This window comes from Nocardioides sp. CPCC 205120 (genome assembly GCF_048654585.1).
Classification (GTDB): domain Bacteria; phylum Actinomycetota; class Actinomycetes; order Propionibacteriales; family Nocardioidaceae; genus Nocardioides.
On sequence record NZ_JBMCYY010000001.1, the window covers coordinates 1104528 to 1131527 of the forward strand.

The 27000-nt window shown below is 74.7% G+C and carries 27 protein-coding genes; 13 read left to right on the forward strand and 14 right to left on the reverse strand.

Translation table 11 applies throughout. The annotated features are described in order from the left end of the window. Positions 1-100: 100 nt before the first annotated feature. From ACOACO_RS05115 to ACOACO_RS05135, 5 genes are read left to right on the forward strand one after another with little or no spacing between them, the layout of a single operon-like run. Positions 101-1447, forward strand: a complete 1347-nt coding sequence (locus ACOACO_RS05115; protein WP_420295164.1) for an Nramp family divalent metal transporter — start codon at positions 101-103, stop codon at positions 1445-1447. A gap of 22 nt (positions 1448-1469) precedes the next feature. Further along, positions 1470-1625: a hypothetical protein gene (locus ACOACO_RS05120; protein ID WP_172268980.1), complete on the forward strand. Its 156-nt coding sequence runs from the start codon at positions 1470-1472 to the stop codon at positions 1623-1625. A gap of 3 nt (positions 1626-1628) precedes the next feature. Beyond that, entirely contained in the window at positions 1629-2087 is a 459-nt protein-coding gene (locus ACOACO_RS05125; RefSeq protein WP_277498829.1) for a RidA family protein, read from the forward strand. 2 nt (positions 2088-2089) lie between these two features. Beyond that, entirely contained in the window at positions 2090-2968 is an 879-nt protein-coding gene (locus ACOACO_RS05130; RefSeq protein ID WP_420295165.1) for an NUDIX hydrolase, read from the forward strand. Positions 2969-2978: 10 nt separating this feature from the next. Continuing rightward, positions 2979-3779, forward strand: coding sequence for an MBL fold metallo-hydrolase (locus ACOACO_RS05135; protein WP_420295166.1), 801 nt, complete (start codon positions 2979-2981; stop codon positions 3777-3779). A 98-nt stretch (positions 3780-3877) separates the two neighbouring features. On the opposite strand, the gene ACOACO_RS05140 is transcribed toward ACOACO_RS05135, so the two are convergent. Beyond that, positions 3878-4555 carry a Crp/Fnr family transcriptional regulator gene (locus ACOACO_RS05140; RefSeq protein WP_277498834.1) on the reverse strand — a complete coding sequence of 226 codons (678 nt, stop codon included), beginning with the start codon at positions 4553-4555 and terminating at the stop codon, positions 3878-3880. 133 nt (positions 4556-4688) lie between these two features. On the opposite strand from ACOACO_RS05140, the gene nth reads away from it, so the two are divergent. The 4 genes from nth to ACOACO_RS05160 are packed head-to-tail and all read left to right on the forward strand — an operon-like array spanning position 4689 to position 8003. Continuing rightward, positions 4689-5381: an endonuclease III gene (nth, locus tag ACOACO_RS05145; RefSeq protein ID WP_420295167.1), complete on the forward strand. Its 693-nt coding sequence runs from the start codon at positions 4689-4691 to the stop codon at positions 5379-5381. Beyond that, the gene (locus tag ACOACO_RS05150) at positions 5378-6022 is read left to right on the forward strand and encodes a TlpA family protein disulfide reductase (protein WP_420295168.1); all 645 of its coding nucleotides are present in this window, start codon (positions 5378-5380) and stop codon (positions 6020-6022) included. Before nth ends, ACOACO_RS05150 begins: the two co-directional genes overlap by 4 nt. Continuing rightward, positions 6019-6834 carry an NUDIX hydrolase gene (locus ACOACO_RS05155; RefSeq protein WP_420295169.1) on the forward strand — a complete coding sequence of 272 codons (816 nt, stop codon included), beginning with the start codon at positions 6019-6021 and terminating at the stop codon, positions 6832-6834. The genes ACOACO_RS05150 and ACOACO_RS05155 overlap by 4 nt, the downstream gene beginning before the upstream one ends. Then, a complete protein-coding gene (locus tag ACOACO_RS05160; RefSeq protein WP_420295170.1) occupies positions 6831-8003 on the forward strand; it encodes a MarP family serine protease in 1173 nt (390 codons plus the stop codon). Before ACOACO_RS05155 ends, ACOACO_RS05160 begins: the two co-directional genes overlap by 4 nt. Positions 8004-8117: 114 nt before the next feature. On the opposite strand, the gene ACOACO_RS05165 is transcribed toward ACOACO_RS05160, so the two are convergent. From ACOACO_RS05165 to ACOACO_RS05180, 4 genes are all read right to left on the reverse strand, one after another. Beyond that, positions 8118-8534, reverse strand: a complete 417-nt coding sequence (locus ACOACO_RS05165; RefSeq protein ID WP_420295171.1) for a phage holin family protein — start codon at positions 8532-8534, stop codon at positions 8118-8120. 165 nt (positions 8535-8699) lie between these two features. Next, positions 8700-10676 carry an acetate--CoA ligase gene (acs, locus tag ACOACO_RS05170; RefSeq protein ID WP_420295172.1) on the reverse strand — a complete coding sequence of 659 codons (1977 nt, stop codon included), beginning with the start codon at positions 10674-10676 and terminating at the stop codon, positions 8700-8702. 156 nt (positions 10677-10832) lie between these two features. Continuing rightward, entirely contained in the window at positions 10833-12437 is a 1605-nt protein-coding gene (locus tag ACOACO_RS05175; protein WP_420295173.1) for a cation acetate symporter, read from the reverse strand. Continuing rightward, a complete protein-coding gene (locus ACOACO_RS05180; RefSeq protein ID WP_420295174.1) occupies positions 12434-12817 on the reverse strand; it encodes a DUF485 domain-containing protein in 384 nt (127 codons plus the stop codon). The genes ACOACO_RS05175 and ACOACO_RS05180 overlap by 4 nt, the downstream gene beginning before the upstream one ends. Positions 12818-13015: 198 nt before the next feature. On the opposite strand from ACOACO_RS05180, the gene ACOACO_RS05185 reads away from it, so the two are divergent. Continuing rightward, positions 13016-13804: an MBL fold metallo-hydrolase gene (locus ACOACO_RS05185; RefSeq protein WP_420295175.1), complete on the forward strand. Its 789-nt coding sequence runs from the start codon at positions 13016-13018 to the stop codon at positions 13802-13804. A 36-nt stretch (positions 13805-13840) separates the two neighbouring features. On the opposite strand, the gene ACOACO_RS05190 is transcribed toward ACOACO_RS05185, so the two are convergent. The 5 genes from ACOACO_RS05190 to ACOACO_RS05210 are packed head-to-tail and all read right to left on the reverse strand — an operon-like array spanning position 13841 to position 18904. Further along, positions 13841-15403 carry a cation acetate symporter gene (locus ACOACO_RS05190; protein ID WP_420295176.1) on the reverse strand — a complete coding sequence of 521 codons (1563 nt, stop codon included), beginning with the start codon at positions 15401-15403 and terminating at the stop codon, positions 13841-13843. After that, on the reverse strand, positions 15400-15816 hold the full coding sequence (locus tag ACOACO_RS05195) for a hypothetical protein (RefSeq protein ID WP_420295177.1): 417 nt from the start codon (positions 15814-15816) through the stop codon (positions 15400-15402). Before ACOACO_RS05195 ends, ACOACO_RS05190 begins: the two co-directional genes overlap by 4 nt. A 2-nt stretch (positions 15817-15818) precedes the next feature. After that, positions 15819-16643, reverse strand: coding sequence for a LytR/AlgR family response regulator transcription factor (locus ACOACO_RS05200; protein WP_420295178.1), 825 nt, complete (start codon positions 16641-16643; stop codon positions 15819-15821). 28 nt (positions 16644-16671) lie between these two features. After that, positions 16672-17835: a sensor histidine kinase gene (locus tag ACOACO_RS05205; protein ID WP_420295179.1), complete on the reverse strand. Its 1164-nt coding sequence runs from the start codon at positions 17833-17835 to the stop codon at positions 16672-16674. 1 nt (position 17836) lies between these two features. Continuing rightward, positions 17837-18904, reverse strand: coding sequence for a hypothetical protein (locus ACOACO_RS05210; protein WP_420295180.1), 1068 nt, complete (start codon positions 18902-18904; stop codon positions 17837-17839). 170 nt (positions 18905-19074) lie between these two features. Between ACOACO_RS05210 and ACOACO_RS05215 the strand changes: the two genes are divergently transcribed. Beyond that, on the forward strand, positions 19075-21603 hold the full coding sequence (locus ACOACO_RS05215; protein WP_420295181.1) for a 5'-nucleotidase C-terminal domain-containing protein: 2529 nt from the start codon (positions 19075-19077) through the stop codon (positions 21601-21603). Positions 21604-21753: 150 nt separating this feature from the next. Further along, positions 21754-22494, forward strand: coding sequence for an oxidoreductase (locus ACOACO_RS05220; protein WP_420295182.1), 741 nt, complete (start codon positions 21754-21756; stop codon positions 22492-22494). 380 nt (positions 22495-22874) lie between these two features. Here the strand turns inward: ACOACO_RS05220 and ACOACO_RS05225 are convergent, their stop codons facing one another. Continuing rightward, positions 22875-23681, reverse strand: coding sequence for an HAD family hydrolase (locus ACOACO_RS05225; protein WP_420295183.1), 807 nt, complete (start codon positions 23679-23681; stop codon positions 22875-22877). Positions 23682-23745: 64 nt separating this feature from the next. Here ACOACO_RS05225 and ACOACO_RS05230 point away from each other — a divergent pair, with 64 nt between their 5' ends. Continuing rightward, positions 23746-24564 (forward strand): phosphotransferase, encoded by an 819-nt coding sequence (locus ACOACO_RS05230; protein ID WP_420295184.1) that lies wholly within the window; start codon positions 23746-23748, stop codon positions 24562-24564. Here ACOACO_RS05230 and ACOACO_RS05235 read toward each other — a convergent pair. The 3 genes from ACOACO_RS05235 to ACOACO_RS05245 are packed head-to-tail and all read right to left on the reverse strand — an operon-like array spanning position 24558 to position 26988. Beyond that, on the reverse strand, positions 24558-24899 hold the full coding sequence (locus ACOACO_RS05235; protein WP_420295185.1) for a hypothetical protein: 342 nt from the start codon (positions 24897-24899) through the stop codon (positions 24558-24560). The two genes, ACOACO_RS05230 and ACOACO_RS05235, sit on opposite strands and share 7 nt — an antisense overlap. A 50-nt stretch (positions 24900-24949) precedes the next feature. Next, entirely contained in the window at positions 24950-26341 is a 1392-nt protein-coding gene (locus ACOACO_RS05240; protein WP_420295186.1) for a hypothetical protein, read from the reverse strand. After that, positions 26341-26988 (reverse strand): hypothetical protein, encoded by a 648-nt coding sequence (locus ACOACO_RS05245; protein WP_420295187.1) that lies wholly within the window; start codon positions 26986-26988, stop codon positions 26341-26343. Before ACOACO_RS05245 ends, ACOACO_RS05240 begins: the two co-directional genes overlap by 1 nt. Positions 26989-27000 lie beyond the last annotated feature (12 nt).

Genomic DNA, 27000 nt, shown 5'->3' on the forward strand with positions numbered 1-27000 from the left:
CGGCCCCCGCGGCACGTCCCCCCGACCACACCGGCGGGCGTCGGGCCGGACCGGACCACTTGGTAGCGTCCCGGGACCCCGACGACGAGGAGCACCCCCCGTGGCCGAGCAGCACCAGCCCGACCAGACCCCCGAGACCGGCAGGCCCGCAGCGGCCGTCGACGGCTCACCGCCCCGCTGGCGGGTGATCGGGCCCGGCCTCGTGGTGGCGGCGACGGGCGTCGGCGCGGCCGACCTCGTCGCGACGCTGGTCGCGGGGTCGCGCTACGGGTACACGCTGCTGTGGGTGGCGGTGCTCGGCACGATCATGAAGGTCGTGCTGGTCGAGGGCGCGGGCCGCTACTCGCTCGCCACCGGCCGCTCGATCTTCGACGGCTGGCGCAGCCTCGGCGCCTGGACGATGTGGTACTTCGCGCCCTACATCATGGTCTGGGGGATCATCTACGGCGCGACGGCGATGTCGTCGTCGGCGCTGCCGGTGGTGGCGCTCTTCCCCGAGCTGTCGCTGCGGTGGGTGGCGATCGCCAGCGGCCTCCTGGGCCTGGCGCTGGTGTGGTTCGGCAGCTACGCGACCTTCGAGAAGGTCGTCACCATCTTCGTCGGCATCATGTTCGTCGCGGTCGTCGGCGCGGCGGTGCTGACGCTGCCCAACCTGGGCGAGGTGCTGCTCGGCCTGCGCCCGATCATCCCGGACGGCTCGATCGTCTACGTGCTGAGCATCGCGGGCGGCGTGGGCGGCACGATCACGCTCGCGGCCTACGGCTACTGGCTGCGCGAGAAGGGCTGGTCGACCCCGCACTTCATGCGGGTCATGCGCATCGACAACAACGTCGCCTACGCCGTGACCGGCATCTTCGTCATCTCGATGCTCGTCGTCGGTGCCGAGCTCCTCTACTCCGCGAACATCGCCATCAGCACCGGCGACCAGGGCCTGCTCGACCTCTCCGAGGTGCTCACCGACCGGTACGGCGACGTGTTCGGCCACGTCTTCCTGCTCGGGTTCTGGGCCTCGTCGTTCTCCTCGCTCATCGGCGTGTGGAGCGGCGTGAGCCTCATGTTCGCCGACTTCGTCGGCACGCTGCGGGGCCTCGAGCCCGGCCACCCCGACACGCGCACCGGCGGCAAGTACTTCAAGGCCTACATGCTGTGGCTGACCTTCCCGCCCATGCTGCTCCTGCTGCTCGACGAGCCCGTCGGCCTGATCCTGGCCTACGGCGTGCTCGGCGCGTTCTTCATGCCGTTCCTCGCCGTGACCCTGCTGGTGCTGCTCAACCGCACCGGCGGCGGCCGGGCGGACCCCGGCGGCGTGGTGGGCGCCGTCGTGCCCCGCGAGTGGCGCAACCGCTGGTTCTCCAACCTCGCCATGGCGGTGTGCGCGGCGCTGTTCGTGGCGCTCGCCGTCAACGAGCTGAAGAAGGCGCTGGAGCCGTACGTCGGGTGGTGGTGAGCGCGCCGAGTAGGGTGCCCGCATGACGAAGTGGGAGTACCAGGTGGCGCCGATTCCGCTCCACAACGAGGCACTGATGCTGAACAACTTCGGCCAGGACGGCTGGGAGCTGGTGGCCATCCACACCAACGCCCAGGGCGGGCTCGTCGCCTTCCTCAAGCGTCCCGGCCAGGGCTGAGCCGTGGCGCACCCCGAGGAGCGCCTGGCCGAGCTCGGCCTGACCGTGCCCGAGGTCGCGAAGCCGGTCGCGGCGTACGTGCCCGCGGTCCGGTCCGGCATCCACGTGATGACGTCGGGCCAGCTGCCCATGCGGGGCGGCGAGCTGATGGCGACCGGCAAGGTAGGGGGTGCGGTGAGCCCGGAGGACGCCGTCGCCTGCGCGCAGCAGTGCGCCCTCAACGCGCTCGCCGCCGTCAAGGCCGAGATCGGTGACCTCGCGCTGGTGAAGCGGGTGGTGAAGGTCGTCGCGTTCGTCTCCTCGACGCCCGACTTCACCGGGCAGCCGCAGGTCGCCAACGGCGCCTCCGAGCTGCTGGGCCGGGTCTTCGGCGAGGCCGGGGTGCACGCGCGCTCCGCCGTCGGCGTGCCGGTCCTGCCGCTCGACGCGCCCGTCGAGGTCGAGATCGTCGTCGAGGTCTGAGCGTGCGCATCCCGCTGCCGCCGGTGCCCGTGCCCGACGAGGTCGTCGCGCTCTCGCAGGAGTACGCCGCGGGGCGGCGCACGCCCGTGGAGCCCCGCGACGCCGCGACGGTCGTGCTCGTGCGCGACGGCGCCGGCGGTCCGGAGCTCTACCTGCTGCGGCGCCACACCTCGATGGCGTTCGCGGCCGGCATGGCGGTCTTCCCCGGCGGCGGGGTCGACCCGCGCGACTTCGACGCCGACCTGGGTGACGGCGGCTGGGCCGGTCCGCCGCCCGCCGCGTGGGCCGATCGCCTCGGCGTGGACGTGGACCGCGCCGCGGCGCTGGTCTGCGCCGCCGTGCGGGAGACGTTCGAGGAGTCCGGCGTGCTGCTGGCCGGCGCGTCCGCCGACGAGGTCGTCGCCGACACCACCGGCGACGACTGGGAGGCCGACCGCGTCGCGCTCGAGACCCACGAGCTGGCCTTCACCGACTTCCTCGCCCGCCGCGGGCTGGTGCTGCGCACCGACCTGCTCGGCGTGTGGGACGCCTGGGTGACGCCCCGCTTCGAGCCGAAGCGCTACCGCACCTGGTTCTTCACCGCGGCGCTCCCCGCGGGCCAGCGCACCCGTGACGTCTCCACCGAGTCGTCCTCGGTCGAGTGGGTGCCGGCCGCCGACGCCGTCGCGGCTGCCGAGACCGGGAGCACCGCGATGATGCCCCCGACGTACCTCACGTGCCTCGACGTCGCGCAGCAGTCGAGCGCCGCGGCCGTGCTCGCCGAGGCGGGCCGGCGCACCGTGGAGATGTTCGAGCCGGACGTCGAGCCGCTCCCGGACGGCGGCTGGACCATGTCGATGCCCGACCGGATGCGTCCCGTCCTCGCGGCGCACCGCGGCTGAGGGGCCCCGCGTGGAGGCGTGGCACGGCGGCACCTTCGGCGAGCGGGCCCGGTGCGTCCTGGCCCCCAACGCCGGGACGATGACGCTGGACGGCACCAACACGTGGGTGCTGAGCGAGCCGGGCGCCGCCCGCGCCGTGGTGGTCGACCCGGGTCCGCCCGACGAGGCCCACCTCGACGCGGTCCTCGAGGCCGCCGGCGGCCGGGTCGGCGCCGTGCTCCTCACCCACCACCACCTCGACCACTCCGAGGCCGCCAAGGCGTTCGCGGAGCGGGTCGGCTGCGGCGTGCGGGCGCTGGACCCGGCGTACCGGCTGGGGGCCGAGGGGCTGGGCGACGGCGACGTCGTCGAGGTGGACGGGCTGGAGGTGCGCGTGGTGGCGACGCCCGGCCACACGGCCGACTCGCTGTCCTTCGTGCTGCCCGCCGAGCGGGCGGTGCTGACGGGCGACACGGTGCTGGGGCGGGGCACGACGGTGGTCGCGCACCCCGACGGGCAGCTCGGTGCCTACCTCGACTCCCTCGACCGGCTCCACGCGCTCGCCGAGCGCGAGGAGACGCGCGTGGTGTGGCCGGGGCACGGCCCGGTGATCGACGACGCGCTGGCCGCGCTGGACTACTACATCGCCCACCGGCGCTCCCGGCTCGAGCAGGTGGAGACGGCCGTGGCCGGCCTGCGCGAGGTGGAGCAGGTGGACGCCGACGCGCTGCCGCGCCGCGTGGTCGAGGTCGTCTACGCCGACGTCGACCCCGTGCTCTGGGGCGCCGCCGAGCTCAGCGTGCGGGCCCAGCTGGCGTACCTGGGGCTCTGAGGTTTCCCCGCCTAGGCGGGGAAACATGTGCTTTACGACCTAGGCATTGCTCGTAGAGCACATGATTCCCCACCTAGGCGGGGAATCATGAGGTTCGCTCAGCGCGCGCGGCGCGAGAGCCGCTCGATGTCCATGATGACGACGGAGCGGGGCTCCAGGCGCAGCCAGCCGCGCGAGGTGAAGTCCGCGAGCGCCTTGTTGACCGTCTCCCGCGAGGCGCCGACGAGCTGCGCCAGCTCCTCCTGGGTGAGGTCGTGGTGCACGTGCACGCCGTCGTCGGCGGTGCGGCCGAAGCGGTCGGCGAGGTCGATGAGGGCCTTGGCGACGCGGCCGGGCACGTCGGAGAACACGAGGTCCGCCACGACGTCGTTGGCCTTGCGCAGGCGCGCGGCCAGCTGGGCCAGGAGGCCGCGGGCGACGCTGGGGCGGCCCTCGATCCAGCCCTGCAGGTCGTCGTGGGAGAGCGACGCGAAGGTCGACTCGGTCACCGCGGTGACGGTCGCCGAGCGCGGGCCCGGGTCGAAGAGCGACAGCTCGCCGAACATCTGGCCGGGGCCGAGGATCGCCAGCAGGTTCTCGCGGCCGTCCGCGGAGGTGCGGCCGAGCTTCACCTTGCCGTCGAGCACGACGTAGAGCTTGTCCCCGGAGTCGCCCTCGTGGAACAGCACCTCGCCGCGCCGCAGGCGGGTCTCGGCCAGCGACTCGACGAGAGACTCGATCGCCTCGTCGTCGAGCGCGCTGAAGAGCGGCGCCTGACGCAGCACGTCGATGTCCACAAGATCCTCCCGGGGAGACGGTGTCGGTCGTGGCGCGCGCCACGACCACCCCGCATCCTAGCGGCGACGCGCCTCCAGCGCCGCCAGGCCGTGGCACGGCACGCCGGTCGGTGGCGACCCGTACCCTGTCGGGGTGCCCGACGTCGCCCTGGTCCGCCGTGCCCGGAAGATCAACCGGGTGCTGGCGGACACCTATCCCGACGCCCGGTGCGAGCTCGACTTCGACAACCCCTTCGAGCTGCTGGTCGTCACCGTGCTCTCCGCGCAGACGACCGACAAGCGGGTCAACGCGGTGCGGCCCACGCTGTTCGCGGCGTACCCGGACCCCGCCGCGATGGCCGCCGCCGACCGCGCCGTGCTCGAGGGCATCGTGGGCCCGCTCGGCTTCTTCCGCGCCAAGACCGACGCGCTGCTCAAGCTCAGCCAGGCCCTCGTGGAGCGGTACGACGGGCAGGTGCCGGCCCGCCTCGAGGACCTCGTGACGCTGCCGGGCGTGGGCCGCAAGACGGCCAACGTCGTGCTCGGCAACGCGTTCGACGTCCCCGGCATCACGGTCGACACCCACTTCGGCCGCCTCGTGCGCCGCTTCGGCTGGACCGAGGAGACCGACCCGGTGAAGGTCGAGCACGCGATCGGCGCCCTCTTCCCGCGCAGCGACTGGACCATGCTGTCGCACCACCTCATCTGGCACGGCCGGCGCCGCTGCCACGCGAAGAAGCCCGCCTGCGGCGCCTGCCCCGTCGCCAAGTGGTGCCCCGCGTTCGGCGAGGGCCCGACCGACCCGGTGCTCGCGGAGGCGCTGGTGCGCACCGAGGGTCGCGCGTGAGGGGTACGGCGGCGGCCGCCGCCCTGCTCGCCCTCACCGGCGCGCTCGCCGGCTGCGCGCCCGCGGAGCAGGGGGCGCGGGACGGGGAGACGTACGTCGTGCCCAGCGTGGGGCCGCGCGACCTGGTGGTCGACAGCCCCGAGCTGCGCGAGCTCAAGGCCGACGCGGGCGTCGAGCCGTGCGTGCCGGGGACCGGCGAGCCGGTCGACGGCGGCCTGCCGAGCGCCGTGCTGCCGTGCTTCGGCGGGGGCGAGCCGGTCGACCTCAGCTCGCTCGAGGGCCCGCTGCTGCTGAACTTCTGGGCCAGCTGGTGCGGCCCGTGCCGCGAGGAGATGCCGCTGCTGCAGGCCTTCCACCAGCAGTACGGCGACCAGGTCGCCACCGTGGGGGTCGCCTACAACGAGCTCGACCCCGAGGGGGCGATGGAGCTGGTCGCGGACTCCGGGGTGACCTACCCGCTGCTCGTCGACACCCAGGAGTACCTCGGCACGCAGGAGGCGTTCCTCGCCCTCAACCGCGGCCTGCCGGTCACCACCCTCGTCGACGCCTCCGGGCAGGTCGTGTTCAGCGAGGCCATCGCGCTGAAGTCCCCGGAGCAGCTGCTCGACCTCGTCGACGAGCACCTGGAGCTGCAGCGGTGAGCGGGCCCGGCGGCGGGGGACCCGGCAGCGAGGAGGGGAACGGCACGGACGGGACCGTCGCCCCGGCGGGTGCCCCCGACTGGCTGCGCCCCATCACCGACGCGCTCGCCACGATCCGGGCCGAGCACCTCACGGCGTTCACGCCCCCGCCCGGCGGCGACGCCCGCCCCGGCGCGGTCCTCATGGTGTTCGCCGAGGGCGAGCGCGGCCCCGAGCTGCTGCTCACCGAGCGGGCCCACCACATGCGCTCGCACCCCGGGCAGGTGTCGTTCCCGGGCGGCAGCCTCGACCCCGGCGAGACCCACGAGCAGGCCGCGCTGCGCGAGGCGTGGGAGGAGATCGGGCTCGATCCGGCCTCCGTGCACGTCGTCGGGCGGCTGCCCGAGCTGTGGCTGCCCCCCAGCAACTTCGCCGTCGTGCCGGTCGTCGCCTGGTGGGCCTCGCCCGGCACCGTGTCGGTGCGCAGCGCCGACGAGGTGCACGCGATCCACCGGGTCGCCGTCGCCGACCTCGTCGACCCCCGGTGGCGGCGCACCGTCCGCGGACCCTCGGGCTGGTCCTCGCCCGGCTTCCTCATCGGCGAGGACCACGACGTGGTGCTCTGGGGCTTCACGGGCGGCATCGTCGCCCGCCTGCTCGACTTCCTCGGGTGGAGCGAGCCCTGGGACGACACGCTCACGACGGGGCTCCCGTCGTACATGCTGGGCGGCGCCGAGCGCGCCGGGCCGCTGACGGCCACGGAGGGCACGGACGAGCCGGTCGAGGCCCCGATCGAGGGGCCGATGGCCGACATCGAGGAGAGCGACGGATGAACTGGCTGGACTGGGTGCTGCTCCTGCTCGTGGGCACCTACGCCCTGTCGGGCTACTGGCAGGGGTTCATCACCGGTGCGTTCGCGACGGCCGGGCTGCTCGTCGGCGGGCTCGCCGGCATCGTGCTGGCGCCGCTGGTGCTGGGTGACGCCGAGCCGGGCCTGTGGGTCTCCCTGGGCGCCCTCTTCATCGTCATCCTGCTCGCCTCGATCGGGCAGGCCAGCTTCCAGTACCTGGGCTCCCGCGCCCGCGACCACGTCACCTGGCAGCCGGCGCGTGTCGTCGACGCCGTCGGCGGGGCGGCGCTCAGCGCGCTCGCCGTCTTGCTGGTCGCCTGGGCGCTCGGCGTCGCGGTCTCGGGCACCCGCATCGCCGGCGTGACCGAGGCCGTGCGCAGCTCTGCGGTGCTGGCCAAGGTCGACACCGTGCTGCCGGGGCAGGCCGACCGTGCGCTCGAGGCGTTCAACGGCGTGGTGGGCACGTCCTTCTTCCCGCGCTACCTCGAACCGTTCGCGCCCGAGCGCATCGTGGAGGTCTCCCCGGGCGACCGGGCCACCCTGCAGGCGGCCGGGGTCGTCGACGCCCGCAGCCGCGTGCTGAAGATCCGCGGCGACAACGACTGCGGCCGCGGCGTCGAGGGCACGGGCTTCCTCTACGCCGACGACCGACTCATGACGAACGCCCACGTCGTCGCCGGCGTCGACGAGCCGCGCGTCGAGCTCGACGGCGAGTGGGTGGAGGCCCGCGTCGTGCACTACGACCCCCAGGTCGACGTGGCCGTCCTCGCCCTCGACGACCAGGGCCTCGCGCCGCTCGCGTTCGGCGAAGGGGCGACCGAGGAGAGCGTGGCGATCCTCGGCTACCCCCAGGACGGGCCGTACGACGTGCAGCCCGCCCGCATCCGCGCCCAGCAGCAGCTGCGCTCGCCCGACATCTACGGCGAGGGCCGCACCGTGCGCGACGTCTTCTCGCTGCGCGGCCTCGTGCGGCCCGGCAACTCCGGCGGCCCGGTCGTCGACGCCGCGGGCCAGGTCGTCGGCGTCATCTTCGCGGCGTCGGTGACCGACACCGACACGGGCTACGCGCTCACCGCCGCGCAGGTGGCGCGGGCCGGCGAGGCCGGCATCGGCTCCTCCGTCGAGGTCGGCACGGGGGCCTGCGCGGCCTGAGCCTCCCGTCGTACGACGGCGGGGACGCCAGCGCCCCGCGGGCCAGGGCCGGCGGGGCGCGTCGGGGGCAGCGGGGCTGCCCGGGTGCTGCGGGGTCTGCAGGGGAGCGGGAGGTCAGCCGACCTTGCCCTTGAGGGCCGGGGGGATCTGCTTGCCCTGGCGGATGGCGCGCTCGGGGGCGCGGACCTTCTTGACCTTGCGGATGCCCAGGAGCACGAGCAGCCCGGCGAGCAGCAGGTACGCGCCCGTGACGATGAGGTAGGCCCAGTGCAGGGCGAGGCCGTCGCCGTTCCAGTGGATGAGGTACGCGAAGGCGATCGACAGCAGGATGATCGCGAGCAGGCCGAGGAAGCCGGCGACGGCGAAGAGCACGGCGCCCGTGCCGCCGTTCCTGACGCTGACCTTCAGCTCGGCCTTGGCGAGCTGGATCTCCTTCTGCAGCAACGTGGACACGTCGCGGCTCGCGTCGGCCACCAGCTGGCCGATGGTGGGCTCGGTGTCCTTGACCTGGTTGACCGGGTCGGTCGTCATGGAGTCATCCCCTGGTGGCTCGTGGTGGTGCGGGCGGCGGCGCAGCTGCGTCTCGCCCGACCCTACAACGCAGGCGTGGCACGGCCCGGCGCGCACGGCGCACCCCGTGGAGCGGGTACGCCGCGCGGCCGGGCCGCGGGGTCGTGCGGGTGGCGCCCGTCAGGCTCAGCCGTCCGCCTTGTCGGTCGACAGGCCCTTCGAGATCAGGTCCATCACCGAGGAGTCGGCCAGCGTGGTCACGTCGCCGACCTCGCGGTGCTCGGCGACGTCGCGCAGCAGGCGCCGCATGATCTTGCCGGAGCGGGTCTTGGGCAGCTCGGGCACGACCATCACCTGGCGGGGCTTGGCGATGGGGCCGATCTCCTTGGCCACGTGGGTGCGCAGCTCCTCGACGATGTCGGCGCCGCCGTCGCCGGCCTCCTCGCGGAGGATGACGAAGGCGCAGACGGCCTGGCCGGTGGTCTCGTCGGCGGCGCCCACGACGGCGGCCTCCGCGACCTTCGGGTGGGACACGAGGGCCGACTCGATCTCGGTCGTCGACAGGCGGTGGCCCGAGACGTTCATGACGTCGTCGACGCGGCCGAGCAGCCAGATGTCGCCGTCCTGGTCGAGCTTCGCGCCGTCGCCGGCGAAGTAGTAGCCGTGCTCGGGGAAGCGCGACCAGTAGGTGTCCTTGTAGCGCTGGTCGTCGCCCCAGATGGTGCGGAGCATGGCCGGCCAGGGCTCGGTGATGACGAGCAGCCCGCCCTCGCCGTTGCCGACCCGGTTGCCGTCGTTGTCGACGACCGCGACCTCGATCCCGGGCACGGCGAGCATCGCCGAGCCGGGCTTGCCCTCGGTGACGCCCGGCATCGGGCTGATCATGTGGGCGCCGGTCTCAGTCTGCCACCAGGTGTCGACGATGGGCGCGGTGCCGCCGCCGATGTTCTCGCGGTACCAGACGTAGGCCTCGGGGTTGATCGACTCACCCACGGAGCCGAGCAGGCGCAGGGAGGAGAGGTCGTACCGCGCGGGGATGTCGTCGCCCCACTTCATGAAGGTGCGGATGGCGGTCGGCGCCGTGTAGAGCGTCGTGACCTTCTTCTCCTGCACGATCTCCCACCAGCGGCCCTTGTGCGGCGAGTCGGGGGTGCCCTCGTAGAGCACCTGGGTCGCGCCGTTCGCGGTCGGGCCGTAGACGATGTAGGAGTGCCCGGTGACCCAGCCGATGTCGGCGGTGCACCAGTAGACGTCGGTCTCCGGCTTGTGGTCGAACGTCGACCAGAAGGTGGAGGCGCACTGGGTGAGGTAGCCGCCCGAGGTGTGCAGGATGCCCTTGGGCTTGCCCGTCGTGCCCGAGGTGAACATGACGTAGAGCGGCTGCTCGGCGTCGAACAGCGCGGGCGTGTGCTCGGTGGACGCGGCCTCGACCACGTCGTGCCACCACACGTCGCGCCCCTCGACCCACGAGCCGTCCGGCAGGTCCTGCCCGGTACGGCGCACCACCAGCACGCTGCGCACCGCACCGTCGGGGAGCTTGGCGACGGCGTCGTCGACGGCGGGCTTGAGCGCGGAGGGGGCGCCACGGCGGTAGCCGCCGTCGGCGGTGACGACGACCTCGGCCTGGCAGGCCTCGATCCGCGACGCGAGGGCGTCGGAGGAGAAGCCGCCGAAGACGACGGTGTGGGGGGCGCCGAGGCGCGCGCAGGCCAGCATCGCGACGACGGCCTCGGGGATCATCGGCATGTAGATGGCGACGCGGTCGCCCGCCCGGACGCCGAGGTCGGTGAGCGCGTTGGCCGCCTGGGACACGAGGTCCTTGAGCTCGGCGTAGGTGATGTCGCGGGTGTCGCCGGGCTCGCCGACGAAGTGGAAGGCGACGCGGTCGCCGTTGCCGGCCTCGACGTGGCGGTCGACGCAGTTGTAGGCGACGTTGAGCTTGCCGCCGACGAACCACTTCGCGAAGGGCGGGTCGCTCCAGTCGAGCACCTCGGTGAAGGGCTCGCCCCACGTGAGGCGCTCGGCCTGCTCCGCCCAGAAGCCGAGGCGGTCGGCCGCGGCCCGCTCGTAGGTGGCCGCCGTGGCGTTGGCGTTGCGGGCCAGCTCGGCGGGCGGGGCGAAGCGCCGCTCCTCCTTGAGCAGGTTCGACAGGTTCTCGCTCACGTCTCTCTCCTCCTCCGCCACGGGGGCGGTCGGTGCTGGGCGGCTGGTCGTCGTCAGCCTAGGCCGGTGCTGCGGTCGTGCGACGGGTCTGCGGGTCTGCTGCGGTGCGTGACGGTGGGGACCCCCCGGTCGCCCGGGGGATCCCCACCGCTCGGCTCAGTGCTGGCTCGCGCCCTCGGCGCCGGCGCCGGTGAGCGCGCGGACCTCGAGCTCTGCGTACAGCTGCTCCGACGTCGACTCCCGCGACGACAGGGTGCCGATGATGCCGAGCAGGAAGCCCGCCGGGATCGACACGATGCCGGGGTTGTTGAGCGGGAAGATCGCCCAGTCGCTGTCCGGGAACAGCGACGTCTCGGCGCCGGAGGTCACCGGCGAGAGCAGCACGAGGCCCACGCTGGTGATGAGGCCGCCGTAGATGCTCCAGGTCGCGCCCCGGGTGTTGAAGCGCTTCCAGAACATGTTGAACAGGATCGCCGGCAGGTTGGCCGACGCGGCGACCGCGAAGGCCAGCGCCACGAGGAAGGCGATGTTGAGGCGCTGCGCCGGGATGGCGAGCACGATGGCGACGGCGCCGATGGCGAAGGCCGCGATGCGGGCGACGCGCACCTCGTCCTTCTCGGTGACGGTGCCCTCCTTCTTGAACACGCCCTTGTAGAGGTCGTGCGCCACCGACGAGGACGACGCCAGCGTCAGGCCGGCGACGACCGCGAGGATGGTCGCGAAGGCGACCGCCGAGATGAGCGCGAGCAGGATCGCGCCGCCGGTCGAGCCGTCGCCGCCGCCGACCGCCTCCGCGAGCAGCGGGGAGGCGAGGTTCGAGTTGTCGCCGACCGTGGAGCCCTCGGAGGTGTCGAGGAGCGCCGCGGCACCGAAGCCGAGCACCAGCGTCATCAGGTAGAAGGCGCCGATGAGGCCGATGGCCCACAGCACCGACTTCCGGGCGTCCCGGGCGGTCGGCACCGTGTAGAAGCGGATGAGGATGTGGGGGAGTCCCGCCGTACCGAGCACGAGGGCCAGGCCGAGCGACAGGAAGTCGATCTGCGAGGTCAGGGTCGAGCCGTACTGCAGGCCGGGCTGGAGGAACGCGTCGCCCTTGCCCGACTTGTCCGCCGCCTCGCCGAGCAGCGCCGAGAGGTTGAAGTCGAACTTCAGCATGACGAGGAAGACGATGAGGGCGGAGCCGAGCATGAGCAGCACGGCCTTGACGATCTGGACGTACGTCGTGCCCTTCATGCCGCCGACGACGACGTAGAAGATCATCAGCAGGCCGACGCCCACGATGGTGAGGTTCTTGACCGCCTCGCTCGAGACGCCCAGCAGCAGGGCCACGAGCGTGCCGGCGCCGACCATCTGCGCGAGCAGGTAGAAGATCGAGACGACGACGGTGGACACCGACGCGGCCGTGCGCACCGGGCGCTGGCGCATGCGGAAGGCGAGCTGGTCGGCCATCGTGTAGCGGCCCGCGTTGCGCAGCATCTCGGCGACGAGCAGGAGCGCGACGAGCCAGGCGACGAGGAAGCCGATCGAGTAGAGGAAGCCGTCGTAGCCGTAGAGGGCGATGGCTCCGGAGATGCCGAGGAACGAGGCGGCCGACATGTAGTCGCCGCCGATCGCGAGGCCGTTCTGGAAGCCGGAGAACGAGCGGCCGCCCGAGTAGAAGTCGGTCGCGGACTTCGTCTGGCGCGAGGCCCAGAACGTGATCCCGACGGTGAGGAGGACGACGCCGAGGAACAGCGCGCTGGTGAGGAACTGCTGGTTCATCGCGGGTCGTCCTTCCGGAGGTGCGAGCCGCCGGCGGCACCGCGGGTGTCGTAGCGGTCGAGGAGCTCGGCCGCGAGGGGGTCGAGGGTCCGGGTGGAGTGGCGCGAGTAGAGCCAGGCGATGCCGAACGTCGTGACGAACTGCAGCAGGCCGAAGATGAGTGCGACGTTGATGTTGCCGACCACCTCGGCGTTCATCAGGTCGGGCGCCCAGTTGGAGAGCGCGACGTAGGTCAGGTACCAGACGAGGAACGCGACGGTCCACGGCAGCGCGAAGCCGCGGTAGCGCCGGCGCAGCTCGGCGAACTGCGCCGTCGAGTGCAGCTCGGCGTAGATCGGTTCGGACGTCGAGCGGTACCTCTGCTCGGACGGTTCGGGCATCGTTGCCTCCTCGGCGGGGATGTGAGCACCGTCACGCTAGGTGGGGTCGCGCTCGCGGGGGATCCCGCGACCGGCGCGGGTCGGTGGGCGGCCGTGGGCGGGCGCCGAGCGGTCGCCCGCGCGCGACGAACGGTCGCCGAGCGGCCGTCTCCGCGGTTCGCGCCCCGGCTCCCCGGGCCGGGGTGCCAAGATCGGGGCATGCGCGTGCACCACGCCGTCGCCGGCGTCCTCCGTCCCCGGTTCGCGGCGCCGGCGGTCTGCCACGTCCTGGTCGTCGAGCACGAGGCCGGCCTCGTGCTCGTCGACACCGGCCTGGGTACGGCGGACCTCGCCGACCCGCGCCGGCTCGGCCCGGTGGGGCGGATGCTGCGGCCCGACCGCGACCCCAGCACGACGGCGCTGGCGGCCGTGCTGGCCCTGGGCCACAGCGCCACCGACGTCACCCACGTGGTGGTGACCCACCTCGACTTCGACCACGCCGGCGGGCTGTCGGACTTCCCGCAGGCGGTGCTGCACACCACCGCGACCGAGTGGGCCGCCGCGACCGTCGCCACGCACGCCCCCGAGCGGCTGCGCTACCGCCCGGTGCAGTGGGCGACGACGAGCGACGTACGCCGCCACGCGGGCCCGGGCGAGCCGTGGCGCGACGGGCTCAGCGGCCACGAGGTGCTGCCGGGCATCGTGCTCGTGCCGATGGCCGGGCACACCCGGGGCCACGCGGCGGTCGCCGTCGAGGGCGACGCCGGGCTCGTCGTGCACGCGGGCGACGCGGCCTTCGACGCCAGCACGTTCGGGGCGTGCGACCCGGGCACGGGGGAGGTGCTCGGCAAGCTGCCGGCGCTGCGGGCCTTCGAGACGGTCGCCTGCCGCCAGCCGTGGCGGCTGCGGCGCAACCACGCCGCCCTGCGCCGCCTCGACGCCGACCCGGCCGTCACCGTCGTCACCGCGCACGACCCCCGCCAGCTGCCCGTCGACGCCGAGGTCTGAGCGCCCGGCCACGAACCGGGTCCGGTGAGCCCGCGCTCAGCCCCGGTCGAGCTCGACGGCCTCGGGGGTGTGGAGCCGCACCATGAAGCGGTCGACGCCCTCGGGCACCCGCCCCCGGGTCGCGCGGCTGACGGCGACCATCGTGGCGAAGGCCAGCGGCACGCTCCACGCGGCCGGCTGGGTCACGAGCGCCACGCCCCAGCCCTCCCCGCTGGCGGAGCCCAGCACCAGCGCCGCGACCACGCCGACGAACGAGCCGATCCCTCCCACGACGAGGCCGGCCAGCGCCCCGGCGGCGGTCAGCCCGCGCCACCAGATCCCCAGCACGAGCAGGGGGCAGAACGTCGAGGCGGCGACCGCGAAGGCGAGCCCGACGGAGCGCGCGACGGGCAGCCCCGGCGCCGCCAGCGCGGCGAGGCAGGGCACGCCGGCCGCCAGCACGGCGGCGACGCGGAAGGCCGCGACCGGGCCGAGCCCCCGGGTGGCGTGGCGGCTGCGCGTCACGGCCTGGCTCAGCACCCCGGCGACCGCGATCGTCAGGCCCGACGACGTCGACAGGAACGCCGCGAACGCCCCCGCGGTCAGCACGGCGGTGAGCGCGTCGGCCGTCGTGCCGTCGGTCATCAGGCCCGGCAGGCGCAGCACGACCGTGTCCGCCCCGCCGGCCCCGTCGTCCGCGCCGTACACGCGGCCGAGGGCGCCGTACACGGGCGGCAACAGGTAGAAGAGGCCCAGCAGCCCCAGCACCCCGAGGGTGGTACGGCGGGCGGCCCGGCCGTCGGGGTTGGTGTAGAACCGCACGACGACGTGCGGCAGCCCCATCGCGCCGAGGAACGTCGCGACGATCACGGAGTAGGTCAGGTAGAGGCCCTCCGGCCCGTCGCTCAGCCCGCTCGTGCCGCCGCCGAACGGCGTCGACCAGCCGTCGTCGCCGGTGCCGGAGCCCGTCGCGAGGTCGTCGGGCAGGGGCCGGCCGTCGCCGAGCCACACGACGGCGAGGACGGCGAGCGGGGCGAGCAGCGCGGTCAGCTTGAGCCAGTACTGGAACGCCTGGACGAAGGTGATGGAGCGCATCCCGCCGGAGGCGACGCCGGCGAGGACGACGACGGCCACGACGAGCCCGCCGAGCCAGCGGGGCGCCCCCGTCACCGCGGTCAGCGTGATGCCGGCGCCCTGGAACTGCGGCAGCAGGTAGAGCCAGCCCACGGCGACGACGAGCAGCGCGCAGGCCGCGCGCACGGTGCCCGACGCCAGCCGCGCCTCGGCGAAGTCGGGCAGCGTGTAGGCCCCCGAGCGGCGCAGCGGGGCGGCGACGAGGGCGAGCAGCACGACGTAGCCCGCGGTCCAGCCGACGGGGTACCAGAGCATCTCCGCCCCGAACGCCATCACCAGCCCGGCGACGCCGAGGAACGAGGCGGCGGAGACGTACTCCCCGCCGATCGCGGAGGCGTTGAGCCCGGGCTTCACGCTGCGCGAGGCGACGAAGAAGTCGCTCGTGGTGCGGGAGAACCGCAGGCCCCACGTCGAGATCACGAGGGTCGCGACGACGACGAGCGCGACGGCCCCCGCGCCCCACGTGGGGTCGAGGTCGCCGCTCACCCCTGCTCCTCCCCGGCCCGGCGGGCCACGAGCTCGGCGAAGTCACGCTCGTTGGCCTCCGCGCGCCGCACGTGCAGCCAGCCGAGGCCGAAGAGCAGCGGGTAGACGGCGCCGGCGAGCACCGCCCACGCCAGCGGCACCCCGAGCACGCGCACGTCGGCCAGCGACGGCACGAGGTAGAACAGCGCCGGCAGCCCGCCGAGCCCCACCACCAGCGTCCCGACGGTCAGCAGCCCCAGGCGCAGCTGCTCGCGCAGCAGCGAGCGGAGGTAGACCTCGCCGACCGCGGTGCCCGCGTCGATCTGCTCCGCCCCCGTCGTACGACGGACCGTGCGGCGCGGCGGGCCGGTCACCCGCACGCGCGCCGACGGCGGCAGCGGGCGCGGCGGCTCCGGCAGGTCGTGGGGCTCCACGCTCAGCGGGCCCCGACGCGCCCGGCGAGCACCTCGCGCAGCGCCCGGGTGTGCCGCCGGCTCACGCCGAGCTCGGTGCCGTCGACGAGCACCGTGCAGCGGCCCGCCTCCATGCGCACCTCGGCGACGTGCGCGAGCGCGACGAGCAGCGACCGGTGGACCCGCACGAAGCCCGCGTCGGCCCACTCCTCCTCGAGCGTCGTCAGCGGGGTCCGCACCAGGTACGACGCCGCCTCGCCGTCGACGCGCGCGTGCAGCCGGGCGTAGTCGCCCTGCGCCTCGACGTAGCGGATCGCGGAGCGGGGCAGGAAGCGGGTGACCCCGCCGCGCTCGACGCGCACCTGCTCGTCGAGGAGCGGGCCCGGCGCGGGCGCGCTGCGGGCGAGCACCCGCCGTACCGCCTCGGCGAGACGCTCCTCGCGCAGCGGCTTGAGCAGGTAGTCGACGGCGCTGAGGTCGAAGGCCTCGAGGGCGTGCTCCTCGTGCGCGGTCACGAAGACCACCGGCGGCGGCTCGCGGAAGGCCGCGAGCACACCGGCCAGCTCGAGGCCGCTCAGCCCCGGCATGGCGATGTCGAGGAAGACCACGTCGACGCCGCCCTCGTGCAGCACCCGCAGCGCCTCGGTCGCCGACGCGCAGACCCGCACCTCACCGACGCGCGGGTCGCGGCCGAGCAGCCAGGCCAGCTCGTCGCGGGCCGGCTGTTCGTCGTCGACGACGAGGGCGACGGGGAGGGGCGCTGCGCCGGGGGCCGGTCCGGGGGCCGTCCCGGCAGCCGTCCCCGACGTCGGCCCGGAGGTCGGCCCGGGAGGAGTGGCCTGGATCACCGCACGACCGTAGCGCGAGCGCGCCCGCTCAGGGGTGCACGCCCGGCGCGAACTTGGGCACGCGCACCGTCACCTTCGTCCCGGCGCCCGGCGCGGTCTCCACGACGAGGCCGGCCTCGTCGCCGTACGTCGCGCGCAGCCGGGCGTCGACGTTGCCGAGCCCGACCGACGGGTGCGCGCCCTCGCCGCCCGCGCGCCCGCCGGGCCCGCTGCTCGTGACGTCCTCGCCGGCGAGCACCCGCGCGATGCGCTCGGGGTCCTCGCCCGCCCCGTCGTCCTCGACCTCGACGACGCAGAGCCGGCCCACGTCGCGGGCGACGATCGTGACGGTGGTGACGGGCCGCGGGGAGCCGGCCAGCCCGTGGCGCACGGCGTTCTCCACCAGCGGCTGCAGGCACAGGAACGGCACGGTCACGCCGAGCACCTCCGGGGCGATCCGCAGCCGCACCGCGAGCCGGTCGCCGAAGCGGGCCTGCTCGAGCAGCAGGTAGCGCTCGATGGCGCGCAGCTCGTCGGCCAGCGTCGTGAACTCGCCGTGGCGGCGGAAGGAGTAGCGCGTGAAGTCGGCGAACTCGAGCAGCAGCTCGCGGGCCCGGTCGGGGTCGGTGCGCACGAAGCTGGCGATCGCGCCGAGGGAGTTGTAGACGAAGTGCGGGCTGATCTGGGCCCGCAGCGCCCGCACCTCGGCCTCGACGAGCCGGTTGCGCGAGGCGTCGAGCTCGGCGAGGGCCAGCTGCCCCGAGACCCAGACGGCCACCTCGTCGGTGGCCCGCACCAGCCGTCCCGTCGAGCGGGGCGCGAGCACGGTCAGGGTGCCGACGACGTCGTCCTCGACGACCAGGGGGCTCGCGATCGCGGCCCGCGCCAGGCACCCGTCGGTCGTGCAGGGCAGCTCGTCGGCGTCCGCGAGGAGGGTGACGCCCGCGTCGACGGCCCGGCGGGCCAGCGCGGCGCACTGCTCGGCGTGGTGGGCGCCGATCCCGTCCCAGGCGAGCACGCCGCCGGCGCCCGTGAGCGCGACGGCCGGGGTGCCCAGCAGGGCGCGCAGGTGGCGCACGGCCCGCTCGGCGCTGTCGGCGCGCAGGCCCTCGCGCAGCGCGGGAGCGGCGAGCGAGGCGTTGTGGAGCGTGCGGAAGGTCGCGCGGTCGGCCTCCGTGCCCAGGTGGGTGCGGCGCCTGCTCCAGCGCGCCACGTCAGCGGAAGCGGATGAGCAGGTCGCCGTCGCCCTCGTCGGGCTCGTCGACCTCGGCAGCGGGGGCGGCGGGTGCGCGCCGCGACGCCGGGCGCGCGCGGTCGTCGCCCAGCGGGGCGCGGACCGGGGGCATCTCGCCGGTGTCGACGACGTAGGTGATGACGCCCTCGGCGGTGTCGCCGATGTCGAACGTGGGCTGCGGGCGCGGCAGGGTACGGCGACCCTCGCCCGCGGCGGCGTCCTCGCCGGGGTACTGCCCGGTGGCCTGTCCGGCCGCCTCGTCCGAGGGGCCCGGGACCCCCGGCTCGTCGGTGCCGGTCGCGGCGTCGGTCGCGGCGTGGGTGTCGGTGCCGTCGCCCTCGGCTGCCCGGCGGGCGGCGGCGCGCGAGGCGCGCTCGGACAGCTCGGCGGCCTCGGCCGCGGCACGGGCCCGCTCGGTCACGGTGGCCCAGGCCTCGGCGAGCACCGGGGCGCGGTGGCAGTGGCTGATCCACGGCAGCTGCATGCCGTCGGGGCCGCGGCCGTAGTCGTCGTAGAGCGCGAGCGCGTCGGCGACGGCGCGCTCCCGCTCCGAGTGGCTGCGGGCGAGCACCGCGGGCAGGCGGCGCACGACCTCGGCCAGGCCGTCGCGGGTGACGACCTGCCAGTGGCGGAACGACTCCGTGCCGACGGAGCCGAAGAAGGGAGAGTCGACCAGGGGGCCGGTGGGGTCGGGGGCCCCGCCGAGGCGGAGCGCCGCGCCGAGCTTGCGGACCCACGGGATGCGCTGGTCGTGCTCCTGCGCGAGCACCGCGACCTGGCCGCCCGGGCGCAGGACGCGCGCCGCGACCTCGAGGTCGGGGAGCTCCTCGACCGCGACGATCGCGTCGACGGAGCGGTCCGGGAGGCTCATCGAGCCGTCCTCGCTGGCGCGCACGTCGTACCCGAGGGCGGCCAGCGCCTCGGCGAGCGTGGCCGTGCCGCGGGGGTCGCCGACGAGCACCACGGTGCGCCCGGACTGACCCGCCAGCCAGGCGGCGGCGTCCGGGGGGAACGGGGAGGTACGGGTCTGCGCGGACAGGTGGTCCATGGTGCGGCCGAGGCTACCGGCGCGGTGCCCGCGGGCGGCCTCGCCACGCCGCCACCGATGCCGCCCCGACGCCCGTTCGTCACAGAACTTTCACCCGTCGGGACGGGGCTCTCAGGAAATTCTCGGGATAGCGTGCCGAGGCCACCCTTTGACCCTCGAGAGGTACCGCGTTGTCCGTTCACCAGGTCCCCCCGACGAGCGCCCGATCGCGCGTCGGCCGTCTCGCGGCGCTCGCCGTCGCGTCCGCCACCGCGTGCGTCGTCGTGCCGGTCGCCGTCGCGCCGTCCGCCACCGCGGCCGACCCCGTCACGATCCAGCTCCTCAACATCAACGACTTCCACGGTCGCATCGACGCGAACACGACGAAGCTCGCCACGACCGTCGAGAGCCTCCGCGCCCAGCACGGCGACGACAGCACGCTGCTGCTGTCGAACGGCGACAACATCGGCGCCTCGCTCTTCGCCTCCGCCGTGCAGCAGGACGAGCCGACCATCGACGTGCTGAACGCGCTCGACCTCGACGCGTCGGCCGCGGGCAACCACGAGTTCGACCAGGGCTACGACGACCTGACCGGGCGGGTCGCCGACCGGGCCGAGTTCCCGTTCCTCGGCGCCAACGTCTACGACAAGGGCACGACGACGCCCGCCCTGCCGGAGTACGAGCTGCTCGAGGTGCAGGGCCAGTCGGTCGCCGTCATCGGCGCCGTCACGCTGGAGACGGCCGACATCGTGTCGCCGGCCGGCATCGCGGACATCGAGTTCGGCGACCCCGTCGAGGCGGTCAACCGCGTCGCGGCCGAGCTGAGCGACGGCGACGAGAGCAACGGCGAGGCCGACGTCATCGTGGCCGAGTACCACGAGGGCGCCAACGCGGCTGCGAGCCTCGACGCCGCCAAGGCCGACCGGCCCGAGTTCGCCGACATCGTGGACGGCACGTCCGCCGCGGTCGACGTCATCTTCACCGGCCACACGCACCAGAAGTACGCCTACGACGCCCCGGTCCCCGGTGGCGAGGGCACGCGCCCGGTCCTCCAGACGGGCCAGTACGGCGAGAACGTCGGCCAGGTCCTGCTCAGCGTCGACCCGGAGACGGGCGACGTGGTGTCCTACCAGCAGGCCAACGTGGCCCGCTCGGCCACGGAGAACCTCGCGCTGCCGCGCGTGGCCGCGGTCAAGGAGATCACCGACGAGGCCCTGGACTACGCGGCCGAGGTCGGCAACCAGCCGGTCGGCGAGATCACCGGCGACATCACCCGTGCCTACAACTCCGCGGGCGCCGCGGTCCGCGACGCCCAGTCGAGCCTCGGCGGCCTCGTCGGCAACGCGCTGCGCGACGGCATCCCGTCGAACCTGGGCACCGCCGACATCGGCATCGTCAACCCGGGCGGCCTGCGCGACGACCTGCTCTTCGCGGGCAACGCGTCCGTCCCGGGCAACACCGACGGCGTGGTCACGGTGGCCGAGGCCAACAACGTGCTGCCGTTCCTCAACAACATCTGGCTCGTCGAGCTGACGGGCGCGGACCTCAAGGCCGTGCTCGAGCAGCAGTGGCCCGTCGAGGGCCGCAGCACCACGCTGCGCCTCGGTCTCTCGGACAACATCTCCGTGACGGTCGACCCGGCCGGCGCCGCGGGCGACCGGATCAAGAACATCTGGATCGACGGCGAGCTGGTCGGACCGGAGGACACCTACACGGTCTCCACGTTCAACTTCCTCGCGCAGGGCGGTGACAGCTTCACGGCCTTCACCAACGGCACGAGCCGCGACACCGGCCTCGTCGACCGCGACCTGTGGCTGTCCTACCTCGAGGACAACAGCCCGATCGAGCCCGACTACGCCGTCCGCCAGGTCGACGCCCCCGCGGTGCCGACCCAGCTGGGCGTCGGCGAGACCGCCGAGTTCACGGTCGCGGGCCTCGACATGACCTCGCGCGGCGCCCCCGCCAACGAGGCCCTCACCGCCGAGCTCTTCGACGCCGAGGGCGAGTACCTCGGTGAGATCGGGTCGTCCCCGGTCGAGGGCGGTTCCGCCGCCGTCGAGCTGACGATCCCGGTCGAGGCCGAGGCCGGCGACCTGGTCTACCTCGTCTCCGACGCCAGCGGCACCGTCGTCGGCCCGATCGAGGTCGTCGACAACCGCCCCGCGTCCACGCTGGTCGGCCCGGGCACCGCCACGGGCTTCTACAACCAGTACACGGCGATCCCCGTGCAGGTGGACACGGCCGAGGGCACGGGCACCGGCACCGTCGAGCTGCGCTGGGGGAACTACGTCCACCGCGCCGCGGTGGACGCGAACGGCCGCGCCGTCCTCGCGCTGCCGAAGACCTTCGCCCCGGGCACCTACCGGGTCGGCGTCTACTACGGCGGCGACCGGAACACGGCGCCCTCCAGCGTCGGCGTCGTCGTGACGATCAACAAGGCCCGCTCGGTCCTGAAGATCTCGGCGTGGCCGCAGCCCATCCCGACGGGCCGCACGGGCACGCTCGGCATCGAGGTCGGCAACTCGAGCGGCGCCCCGTACACGGGCCGCGCGTTCGTGTCGTACGCCGGCACCGGCATGGAGGTCTGGGTGCACCGTGGCTTCGCCCGGGTCACCCTGCCGCCGAAGGCCACCGGCTGGCACCGCCTCGCCGTGTGGACCGAGGGCACGCGCCTCATCGCGCCCGCCGCGACGGAGATCAAGGTCCCCGTCCGCCGCTGACGCACCCGCTCCACCCGCTCCACCACCGACAGGGAGTCGGCCCCGCAGGGGGTCGGCTCCCTGTCGCCGTTCCCGCGGCACCCGTTCCCGCGGCCCCCGGTCGCGGTCGGCGCGTTCGGGCCGGGACGTCCGCCTCGGTAGCCTGCGCGGGTGACCGCGTCCAGCCCCGACCCGCTCGCCCACCTGCTCGCCCTCGAGGGGGTCGGGTCGGCGTACGCAGCCGCGCGCGACGGCATCGACGTCATGCTGCGGGACCGCGGGTTGCGCCGCACCTCCCCGGAGACCACCGCCGAGTCGCTCCTGCGGGGCGCGCACGCCAGCGCGGCGCTCGAGGGCTCGGTCTCCTCGCTCACCCAGGTGCGCGAGGGGGAGGGCGACGACGTCGCCCAGGACGCGCTGCGGCTCTCCGCGGCGCTGCTCGGGCTGGCGCCGCAGCTGCGGCACGCGCCCCTCATGGTCTTCGCCCGGCTGCACGCGCTGGCCGCGGCGGGCTCGCTGCCCGACGAGCGGCTCGGCCGCCCGCGCGACGAGGAGGCGGCGGCGCGGCTGCGGGGCATCGCGGACCTGCTGCTGGGCTCGCGCGAGACGCCGGCGCTGGTGGTGGCGGCGGTGGTGCACGCCGAGCTCGCCGCGTCGGCGCCCTTCGCCTCCCACAACGGCATCGTGGCGCGCGCCGCCGAGCGGCTGGTGCTCGTCGCCCGCGGTCTCGACGAGAAGTCGTTGGTCGTGCCGGAGGCAGGCCACCTGGCCCTGCGGCGGGAGTACGAGTCGAACCTGCGCGGCTACCGCGACGGCGGGCAGGCCGGCGTGCACGCGTGGTTGCTCTACGGCGCGGAGGCCTTCGCGGCCGGCGCCGAGGCGAGCCCCCTGCGGCGCGAGGCGACGGACTGATACCGGCGCCGCGTGGGCCTCGGGGCTCGGGCGGACGTGGGTCCGGAGCACGGTTGCAGAGCACGGGCGCAGAGCACGGGCGCAGCGAACGGCCCCCGGAGTCGCGTAGATCCGGGGGCCGTTGCTGACACGCACCTCCGATGGCTACCAAGCGTGCATCTGGTTGCTGCCTCGGGAGATCCCGCTGACAGGCGCCCTGTGAGAAGGGTGGATCGCCGCGTGGGTACCCGGTGGTGCGTGGGGCTCTGTTGAGTTGTCCTGCTGGACCGTCCTGCGAGGTGCGCCTCCGCCGCGTCCGGCGTGCTTCCTTGTCTACGCCTGTGACCTGGGTCACGCAAGGGTTCCTCGACGGTAACTTCGCGCCCCGGCGAGGACGCCCCTCAGGCGGTACGGCGGCGCCGCCGCACCTGCGACCAGGCGACGCCGCCGAGGGTCAGGGCACCGCCCAGCGCGAGGGCGGTGAACGTCGGGCCCGGCGGGGGGAGACGCAGGCGGGCGCGCAGCGCGACGGGCTCGTCGAAGACGAGGACGGGCCAGTCGTTGGCGACCGCGAACCGGCGCAGCTCGCGGTCCGGGTTGACCGCGGAGGGGTGGCCGACCGCCTCGAGCATCGGCACGTCGGTGATGGAGTCGCTGTAGGCGTAGCTGGCGGTGAGGTCGTAGCCCCGCTCCTCGGCGAGCGCACGCACGGCGTTGGCCTTCTCCTCGCCGTACGCGTAGTAGGCGATCTCGCCGGTGTAGCGCCCCTCCTCCTCGACGAGGCGGGTCGCGACGACGCGGTCGGCGCCGAGCATGGCGCCGATCGGCTCGACGACCTCGGAGCCCGAGGTGGAGACGATGACGACCTCACGGCCCGCCCGCTTGTGCTCGTCGATGAGGGTGACGGCCTCGTCGTACACCAGCGGGTCGACGATGTTGTGGAGGGTGTCGGCCACGATCTCGCGCACCGTCGCCACGTCCCAGCCCGCGGTGAGCGCGGAGAGGAACTGCCGCATCTTCTCCATCTGGTCGTGGTCCGCGCCGCCGACGAGGTAGACGAACTGGGCGTACGCCGAGCGCAGCACCGCCCGCCGCGAGATGAGGCCGCCGGCCTGGAAGGGCTTGCTGAACGCCAACGTGCTGGACCTCGCGATGATCGTCTTGTCGAGGTCGAAGAACGCCGCGGTGGGCGCGGGGCCGGCTGGCATGGGTCCAAGGATAGGCGTCGGGGGCGAGGCCGGGGCCGGTTCGACCGGCGCCTAGGGTCGGACGGTGGACAACGCCGACCTGCTGGAGATCGCCGCCCGCCTGCTGCCGGCCGCCGACGTCGAGGCCGCCCGGGTCGACCGGTCCGGCGAGTCGCACGACGTGGTGCTGCTCCCCGGTACGGCGGTGGTCCGCGTCGCGCGCACCGAGCGCGCCGCGGCGCTGCTGCCCCGGCGCACCGAGCTGCTGCGCCGCCTGGGCGAGCGGCACCCCGCGCTCGGGGCGCCCGCGGTGCTGGGCGACGTGGTCGACGGCGCCGTCGCGATCGGCTGGGTGGAGGGCACCCCGTCGACGCGGGCGCCCGTGCCCGCCGTGGCCGCACTGCTGCGCGAGCTGGCCGCGGTCGACCTGGAGCCGCTGGCCGACGTGCTGGGCGAGCCGCACGAGTACGCCGGCCGCGGCGAGTGGGCCGAGCTGCTCGACCGGCACGTCGTGGAGCGCCTGCCGCCGTCGTGGCGCGGGGAGGCCCACCGCCGCATCGACGCCGCGCTCGCCCTCCCGCCCGTCGAGCCCGTGCTCGTGCACGGCGACCTGGCCGGGCCGAACCTGCTGTGGCGCGAGGGCCGGCTGGCAGGGGTCGTCGACTGGGACCTCGCCCAGCCCTTCGACCCGGCGGTCGACGCCGCGTGCCTGGCCTCCTTCGGGTGGCACGTCGTGCGCGCGGTCGTGGACCCGGCGACGTACGCCCGGGCACGGACGTGGCAGGCGACGTTCGGCCTCGAGCTCCCGCTGTCCGCCGTCCTCGACGGGCGGCCCGCGGCGGAGGTCGACGCGCTGATCGGTCGCACGCAGCAGTGGCTCTCGGCCACCGCCGGTCGCTACTGAGCCTCGCGCAGCTCGGCGCCGGAGGGACGTGGGCGGAAACCCAGGTCGGACGGGGTGACCTCGCCGCCGTCGGGCAGGCGGCCGACGACGTAGACCGCCACGCGGACACCGTCGGTGCCGAGCACGCGGCCCACCACGCCGAGCGCGGCGCGGAACGCCTCGGGCCCGGCCACCTCGACGTACCCCCGCAGGGAGCCGCCGCCGCTGGCGTCGGTGCGGTAGGCCAGGTCGACGGGGCCCACGCCCTCGACCCCCAGCAGGGCGCTGGCCAGCTCGGCCTCGACCTGCTCGGGGGAGCGGCCGGAGCCGCCGAGCAGCCGCGTCAGCCAGCCCATCGTCGCGTTCCCGTCACCCGGCCATCATGGCGCGGTCGTGGCTGCCCCGCTCACGTGCCCTCCCGGCGGGGCACGTCGCGCCCGATCGGCACGTCGACCGCCGACGCCGACCCGTCGGGGCCGACGAGGAACGGCGCCATCGAGGGGTCCGACTGGTAGGCGCGCAGCCGGTCGCCCAGCGCGGAGTCGCTCGCGAGCGCGTCGTGCACGGTGCGGATGTAGGCCTCGTGGCTGTGGTTGCCGAGCACGTCGCTCCACGCCCCCGGGCTGGGCAGCTCGACCTGCTGGCCGACGGACGGGAGCCCGCCGGGCTGCCAGCCGCCCAGGTCGGCGCGCGGCACGGGGTCGAGGGAGTGGCCCATCTGCAGGACGTTCACGCCCTCGATGCGCAGGTGGTCGACGGGCGAGCCGTAGGTGACCATGTTCGTCACGTTGAACCGCTCCCGGAAGGCCGGGTCGGCGGCCAGGTGGCCGGTGATCATGCCGCCCTGGGAGTGGCCGACCATGAGGACCGGCGCGCCGGCCGGGATGCCCGCGCGCTCCATCGCGGCCCGCACCGACTCGGCCGCGGCCGTGGGGTTGCCGGCCATGAGCTGCAGGTTGGCGGTGAGGTCGCGGGGCATGGTGCCGCCGCTGGGGCTCCAGGTCTCGGTGCCGGGCACGGCGACGACGTACGCCGGGGTGCCCCCGTTGTCGACCCTGACGATGCGCACCTCGCCGTCGCTGCCGGGGGTCGTGCCGTTCGTGTAGGCGTCGGTGACCGACTGCATGATCGCGTCGAGGCTGCGCGGCTGCTCCAGGGCGGGGCGTGACGAGGGGCCGCCGTCCCGGGCGGGCACGGCGACCGGGTCGCCCGCGCGGCCCCCGCCCTCGGCGAACCAGCGCCGGTCCTCGCCCGTCCACAGGTTCACGCCGACACCGGCGAGGGCGCCCAGGCCGGTGATCGCGCTGGCGGCGATCGAGGCGACGCTGTGGTCGCCGCGCCCCAGGAGGACGTCGAGCACCTTGCCCTGGAGGTCGAGCTGCGCGCCGAGGAAGCGGCCGAGCGCCTGCCCGCCGGCGACGAGCCGGTCGCCGATCCAGTCGCCGATGCGGCCCAGCAGGCCCTGGGGCTCGGGCGGCTCGCCCTGCGGGCCTCCCTGGGTGCCGGCCGCGCCGCCGGGCGCGCCGTCCCCGCCGGACGCCACCTCCTGGGCGTCGGCCTCGGCGCGCAGGCGCACCGCGAGCTCGGAGAGGTGCTCGGCGACGAGCACGAGCTGGGGCCGCCGGGTGAAGGACCACTCGCCCCGCACGCGCTCGGCGTCCGGACCGGTCCAGGTGAAGCCCTCGAGCGCCGCGTCGAGACGGGCGGCGAGGTCGCGGACGGCGCTCGCCCCGTCGGTCATGGTGTCGGCCGCGGCGAGTCCCGCCGCCACGTCCATGCCGTGCGTCACGAGCGTCATCACGCGGCCCCCGGCCGCTGCTCGAGGAGGCGCACGAGGTGGTCGAGCGCGCCGGCGACGTCCCACTGCAGCGTCGCGGCGAGCGCCCCGGCGCGCTCGCCGGTGACGATCGTCGTGCCCAGCGGGCCCTCGGTCACGCCGTACAGGCCGGTGGCGGTGACGAGCCAGGTGCGGACGGCGAGGGAGTCCGGCGGCGGGGTGGCGCCGGGCGCGGCGGGAGCGTGGGCCCCGACGCTCGTCGTCACCACGTGCAGCGCCGTCGCGGCGAGGTCGGCCGGGGGCTCGGTGCGGTCCTCGGGCCGGCTGATCGCGGGATCCGCCACGACGTGCGGCAGGTCGGGCAGGAGGCCCCGGACCGTCGGCCACAGCGCGGCGGTGGGGAACGTCGTCGTGCGGGGACCGGGTGCGCCGGGCCGCTCGGTCGGCCCGCCGGCGGCGGCGGCCACGGGGGTGCGCAGCGCCCCGCGGCTGCCGAGGAGCACGAGGTCGCTGCGGACGGTACGCGTGCCCGTGGTGACGGCGACGCGCACGGCGACGTGCGGCGCGTCCGGCGGCAGACCGGGCACGCCGGGCAGGCCGGGCGTGGGGGGTGTGGCGGGTGGGACGGGGCTGCCGGGGTCGCCCGGCGGGGAGGAGGCGGTGGACACGGGGGACCCCTT

Excerpts from the sequence above, each read along its gene's own strand:
- ACOACO_RS05120 (WP_172268980.1), top strand. The coding sequence starts at position 1,470 with ATGACGAAGTGGGAGTACCAGGTGGCGCCGATTCCGCTCCACAACGAG.
- ACOACO_RS05160 (WP_420295170.1), top strand. The coding sequence starts at position 6,831 with ATGAACTGGCTGGACTGGGTGCTGCTCCTGCTCGTGGGCACCTACGCC.
- ACOACO_RS05165 (WP_420295171.1), bottom strand. The coding sequence starts at position 8,534 with ATGACGACCGACCCGGTCAACCAGGTCAAGGACACCGAGCCCACCATC.
- ACOACO_RS05175 (WP_420295173.1), bottom strand. The coding sequence starts at position 12,437 with ATGAACCAGCAGTTCCTCACCAGCGCGCTGTTCCTCGGCGTCGTCCTC.
- ACOACO_RS05180 (WP_420295174.1), bottom strand. The coding sequence starts at position 12,817 with ATGCCCGAACCGTCCGAGCAGAGGTACCGCTCGACGTCCGAACCGATC.
- ACOACO_RS05185 (WP_420295175.1), top strand. The coding sequence starts at position 13,016 with ATGCGCGTGCACCACGCCGTCGCCGGCGTCCTCCGTCCCCGGTTCGCG.
- ACOACO_RS05210 (WP_420295180.1), bottom strand. The coding sequence starts at position 18,904 with ATGGACCACCTGTCCGCGCAGACCCGTACCTCCCCGTTCCCCCCGGAC.
- ACOACO_RS05225 (WP_420295183.1), bottom strand. The coding sequence starts at position 23,681 with ATGCCAGCCGGCCCCGCGCCCACCGCGGCGTTCTTCGACCTCGACAAG.
- ACOACO_RS05235 (WP_420295185.1), bottom strand. The coding sequence starts at position 24,899 with ATGGGCTGGCTGACGCGGCTGCTCGGCGGCTCCGGCCGCTCCCCCGAG.
- ACOACO_RS05240 (WP_420295186.1), bottom strand. The coding sequence starts at position 26,341 with ATGACGCTCGTGACGCACGGCATGGACGTGGCGGCGGGACTCGCCGCG.